We start from the raw sequence: 5,327 nt of genomic DNA on the forward strand, positions 1-5,327 counted from the left end.
TTCAAATCACCCCATCTTCAAATCTTCAAATTATCAAATTACCCCATCTTCAAATTAATTCAAGATAATTGGTGTATTTCCTTTGGCTCCCATAATAATCACTTTGGCATTAGGCGATAACGACAAATCTCTTTGAGCTTTAATAGACTCATATTGCAATTGTTTATCACTTAATCCTGTTGAAATGATTTTCTGATAATCAGCAATACCTTGGGCTTCTACTCTCTTACGTTCGGCTTCTTGTTTTTCTTTTTGTAACACAAATTGCATTTTTTGCGCTTCCTGTTCGGCATTAATTTTTGATTCAATAGTTTGCTTTACCGAAGCTGGCAAATTGATATTTCTTATCAGAAGTTGTTCCAAAATAATACCTCTGTTTTTTAGATCTATATCAATAGCCTTGAAAATCCTATTCTGAAATTCATCTCGTTTGGTCGAATACAAGGCAACCGCATCGTAATACACCGCATTGTCACGTATTTTCGTTCGGGTAATCGGACGAATAATTTTGTCTTTATAATCCGACCCTATTTGTTTTAAAATCATCGGAGCTTGACTAGGACTAACTCGATATAGTACTGTCAAATCAATTACTACTTCCAAGCCATCTGCGGTCAAAACCCTAATGGCATCATCACCTTCTTTGTCACCTTCGTCATGCGTTGCCGACATGGTGTAATTTTGCGTTTTTATATCAAACATTGTAACATCGTCGAGAGGATTTACAAAATTTAAACCACTCTCCAGCGTTCTATTTTGTACTTCTCCAAAAAGAGAAGGAACACCTACCTCGCCTGTGTCGACTTTTCGAATAACAGACATTGAAAATCCAATAAGTAAAAAAACGAATCCAACAAGGGAAATGGGGCGAGTTAAGCGTTGAAAGTTTTCGTTGGTTTTGTTGAACACATACGCAACTATGAACAACATTAATCCCAAAATCATCAATACCATGGCTTTTAAATTTAAGTGATTGGTTTATTATAAATACAGCACCAAATAAGCGTATTTGGTGCTGTGTGATTTATGATTATGATGAATGGCATTGTTGAATGCCAGAGTGTCTAATACTTATTTGGTATCAAAATGTAATTCCTAATCGTTGATAAATAAAACTTAATAACCATGCCGGACCAATCATGAGAAATTGTAAGTCCTTGAAAAAGGATGGTTTACGACCTTCAATTTTATGTCCCCAAAATTGTCCTATCCAAGAAAAAACAAAAATAGTAGAACAAAATTGCCATAAAGGAGCAATTCCTGAAGTTTCGATAGCCAAACAGAGAAGTAAACAGATAAGAGAAAAGACAAACATGCCAATAGATAGCGATTTGGAAAGTACAAAGTAATAGAACGTGGTAAAAGTCAATAACAACATTGCTACGTTGCCTTCGATACCAAAAACTTCAAAAAAAGAAAGCTTTATGCTATAGAAAAAACCAACGATACTAAAAAAGATAAGTGGAACACATATAGAATGTACTGCCTTATTAGTAGCGTTTTGGTGACTTTCGCCATACTCTGATAACCATTGATAAATTGTCTTCATAACGTGTTAGTGATTTTAGGAATAAATAAAGTAATCTTAGTTAATTTATGGTTTGGGGTTTTGCTTCTATATATATCCAAATCAAGCCATGCTGCCTGATAAATTAGTACGCAAAAGATAATTTAACGCTTGAGCTTTTGGTAAAAAAGACATCTAACGTTACTAAAAAACAATTTTAACACTCATTGCCTAGTGCCTAACAACTTTAACAGAATGATTTTGTTGGAGTAGAAACACAAGGGTAAAATTGTTTAATCATTTTGATTCAACAACAGAATCGTTACCCATTCAAGTAATTTTTAGAGAATTAAGAAGATTGTTTTATGATAAATGGCTGATTTTGAATGTGCTATGGAAATGTAAGAAATATGAATAAAAACCTCCCAATAGACAGTCACTGCATTTAGAGCGGAAAGACCCAAATCACTATGTTGACGCGGTATCAAAGTGATTTTTTACGAATATAATAAAAAAATTAAATAAATAAGGATAGCTTCTTACATTTCTTTGTTTCTTCGAGCTATCCCTTAGTGCGCCTGTTAGTGAAGCCTTTAACTAGCCCAACCAGATAATTATCTGTTTAAGCTACCACTCCTCAAACGACAATAAGGCTAAAATGTAGTATCTTCGCAATCTTGATGACTATTAAGAATCAAGAGGACTAATTATTTACTAAATTTTTTTTATTGTGTTCATCGAACCTTATCATAATCAACAACAGACAGGACAGAGAACTGGATGGATAGAGGTGATTTGCGGCTCTATGTTTTCTGGAAAAACAGAAGAGCTGATTCGTCGACTCAACCGTGCAAGAATTGCGAAGCAAGATGTCAAAATTTTTAAACCAGCAGTAGATACACGTTATCATCATGAAGATATTGTTTCTCACAACTCTTCCTCAATTTCTTCGTTACCATTAACCGACCCCTCCGAAATGCTCACCTTGGCGGGAAACTGTGATGTGGTAGGAATTGATGAAGCCCAGTTTTTTCATGAATCAGTAGTGGATATCGCTAACCAGCTAGCTGATGCTGGAAAAAGAGTGATAGTGGCAGGCTTAGATATGGACTTTCAAGGCAAGCCTTTTGGTCCAATGCCAAGTTTGATGTCGGTTGCCGAGTATATTACCAAAGTTCATGCTGTATGCGTGGTTTGTGGCGATGTTGCCAATTATTCATATCGTAAAATTCCTGCACAAGATCAAGTATTGTTGGGTGAAACCGATAGTTATGAAGCCAGATGTCGAAAATGTTTTCATACATAAAAACAAAGAATCAAATTGGGAAAAGCTCATATAGAGCTTTATCACAATTGCTTTTGATTGGCCTTTTACAAGTACTCGCATTGTGTGCTTGGGGACAACTGTCTGCTCCAGTGGGCACTTGGAGAACACATTTTAATTATAAAAATGCTACAGCACTCACTCAGGCCGGAAATCTGATTTATTGTGCCACAGAGCAAGGCCTGTTTTATTATGATAAAACAGCTGGAGAAACCACTGTTTTGACCAAATTGGATGGGCTGAGCAACAACAAAATTGCCCAAATCCAAATTCATCCTACACTTAGAGTTTTGATTGTGGGATATACTTCTGGCTCCTTGGATTTGGTGCAACTCGATGATAATTATGAACCTACCTCCCAGATTTCGACCATAAGGTTTATCGAAGAAAATACCACGATTTTAAATTCCAAAAAAGTTTCAGATATCAATGTGTACCAAAATGTCGCCTTTATGTCTTATGATTTTGGACTAGTGGTGTTGGATTTAGTCAAAAAGGACATAAAAGAAACCTATCTGTATTTGGGTGAAAATGGAGCAGCATTGGGCGTTTCTCAAAGTTTAGTTCTCGGCAATACGCTATATCTTTCCACATCTATAGGGATTCGTCAAGCTACCCTTAGCCCAGAGGTTAATCTACAATATTTTGGTAATTGGACTACCCTAAGAGGCCCAAGTGGTAATGCCTTAAAAGGAAGTATTGCAGTAGTGGGTTCTCAATTGTGGATAGGTAGCACAGAGGGCGATTTGTGGCGCTTATCAAATGGACAATTGCAGCCTGTACTCAAATTTGCCTCAAGTTTTGATAGAGTAATTGCACTCGATTCTCAGCATTTGCTCCTCAAAAATGGAACAAGTCTGAGAGTATATCAGTTGTCAGACGAGTCTCTTACGCGACTAACCGAAAGCGCTATTTCTCAACTAAAGGCTGCTTTTTGGGATACTCAGCAAAAGTTTTGGGTAGCCGATTATGCTAACGGATTGGTAAGCAATGTCTCAGGAATTTTTAAATCATACTCACCTCTCAAACAAGATACGCTTTTTCAATATCGAAAAGACTCTATTGTATTGGATTTAGACCAAAACCGATGGACACGACTCGGGGCCTATCAAGGCGTAATGGTTGAGACCTCCACTCAGCAAAGAAGATATCTTTATACTGGCAAAGGACAGGGTAATTTGCCTAGTGCTTCGGTTGGGAGTTTGGCAGTTGATAGAGATGGACAAATTTGGGTAGGAACAACCAACGGTATAGCCGTTTTTGACGACCCCGCAAGCGTAGTTTCAGGAAGAAATTTGGACGCTTATTTGCCAATTTTTGAAAAAAGAAGGCTTCTTGCCAACGAGAATGTCACTTCTATTGCTGTTGACGGCGGTAATCGTAAATGGATTGGAACCAACAATGGAGTTTTCCTATTTTCGGATGATGGTACTCTCTTGGTTAATAATTTTACTACCGACAATTCGCCACTTCCTAGCAATCAAATCAATTACATCGCCATCGAACCAAGTACTGGAGAAGTCTTTTTTCGAACAGCGCAAGGGATGGTTTCTTACCAAGGTACCGCTTTGAATGCGGGGGACGATGTTTCAGGTAATGTGCTTATTTATCCGAATCCTGTAAGACCAGACTATGAAGGTTTGATTACAATCGATGGATTATTTGAAAACGTGGTAGTCAAAATTACAGACGTAGCAGGTAGATTGATGTATGAAACCAAAGCCAATGGTTCAAGAGCCGTTTGGAATGGGCAGTACGCCACAGGAGGAAAAGTGCCCTCTGGAATTTATTATGTTATGACAAGTACCGATGAAGGCAATCAGACATTAATGGGGAAGATTGCAATTGTAAGATAACTTTTTTGAAAATGCCATATAATCAAGAAACCATCAAAGAATTTAGAGATGCTTCTTTAAATAAGTATCCAGAAAATAAGAAATTATTTGAACGAATCAGAACAAAAAAAGTCAAGAATCTTGATGAAATGTTTCATCCTCTTCATGAGAAGGTTTTTGAAGAAATAGATTGTTTGGCTTGCGCCAATTGTTGTAAAACAACAAGCCCCATTTTTACGGATAATGATATTGAAAGAATTGCTAAGCATCTAAGGATTCGACCAGCTCAGCTCATCGACAAGTACTTACATCTTGACAAAGACAATGACTATGTGTTAAACAGTTCGCCATGCACGTTTTTGGGAGCCGATAATTATTGTTCTATATACGAAGTACGCCCTCGAGCCTGTAGGGAGTATCCGCATACCGACCGGAAAAATATGTCTGGTATTATGAAATTAACCTTAGAGAATACCAAAGTGTGCCCCGCAGTATTTGAAATTGTGGAACAACTGAAAAATTTAAAAATTGTGTAACATTAATGATGTTAGGCTGTAAGCTGTAGGCTTTAGGCTGTAAGCGTTAGGCTTTAGGCAAGCACAGGTTATTATCATTTTAAAAGAAAGCGCATTTTTGCTATAGCTTACTGCTTAATGCCTAC

Annotated in this window: 5 protein-coding genes; 3 read left to right on the plus strand and 2 right to left on the minus strand. The window is 37.1% G+C overall.

Annotated elements, in window-relative coordinates; translation table 11 throughout:
• Positions 1 to 54 precede the first annotated feature (54 nt).
• Entirely contained in the window at positions 55 to 954 is a 900-nt protein-coding gene (locus ACOVQ4_RS17235) for a prohibitin family protein (protein WP_421821860.1), read from the minus strand.
• Between the two features lie 127 nt (positions 955 to 1,081).
• Positions 1,082 to 1,549, minus strand: a complete 468-nt coding sequence (locus ACOVQ4_RS17240) for a DUF962 domain-containing protein (protein WP_421821861.1) — start codon at positions 1,547 to 1,549, stop codon at positions 1,082 to 1,084.
• 688 nt (positions 1,550 to 2,237) lie between these two features.
• Here ACOVQ4_RS17240 and ACOVQ4_RS17245 point away from each other — a divergent pair.
• Genes ACOVQ4_RS17245 through ACOVQ4_RS17255 form a run of 3 tightly spaced genes read left to right on the plus strand, consistent with a single transcriptional unit; the run spans position 2,238 to position 5,202 of the window.
• On the plus strand, positions 2,238 to 2,813 hold the full coding sequence (locus ACOVQ4_RS17245) for a thymidine kinase (protein WP_421821862.1): 576 nt from the start codon (positions 2,238 to 2,240) through the stop codon (positions 2,811 to 2,813).
• Positions 2,798 to 4,687: a two-component regulator propeller domain-containing protein gene (locus ACOVQ4_RS17250; protein ID WP_421821863.1), complete on the plus strand. Its 1,890-nt coding sequence runs from the start codon at positions 2,798 to 2,800 to the stop codon at positions 4,685 to 4,687. Before ACOVQ4_RS17245 ends, ACOVQ4_RS17250 begins: the two co-directional genes overlap by 16 nt.
• A gap of 11 nt (positions 4,688 to 4,698) precedes the next feature.
• Positions 4,699 to 5,202, plus strand: a complete 504-nt coding sequence (locus ACOVQ4_RS17255; protein ID WP_421821864.1) for a YkgJ family cysteine cluster protein — start codon at positions 4,699 to 4,701, stop codon at positions 5,200 to 5,202.
• The last annotated feature ends 125 nt before the right edge of the window (positions 5,203 to 5,327 follow it).

It is taken from the genome of Flectobacillus sp., from assembly GCF_049240685.1.
Taxonomy (GTDB): Bacteria; Bacteroidota; Bacteroidia; order Cytophagales; family Spirosomataceae; genus Flectobacillus.

Bases quoted from the DNA above. Each gene is read 5' to 3' on its own strand.
- ACOVQ4_RS17235 (WP_421821860.1), bottom strand. From the start codon at position 954: ATGGTATTGATGATTTTGGGATTAATGTTGTTCATAGTTGCGTATGTG.
- ACOVQ4_RS17240 (WP_421821861.1), bottom strand. From the start codon at position 1,549: ATGAAGACAATTTATCAATGGTTATCAGAGTATGGCGAAAGTCACCAA.
- ACOVQ4_RS17250 (WP_421821863.1), top strand. From the start codon at position 2,798: ATGTTTTCATACATAAAAACAAAGAATCAAATTGGGAAAAGCTCATAT.
- ACOVQ4_RS17255 (WP_421821864.1), top strand. From the start codon at position 4,699: ATGCCATATAATCAAGAAACCATCAAAGAATTTAGAGATGCTTCTTTA.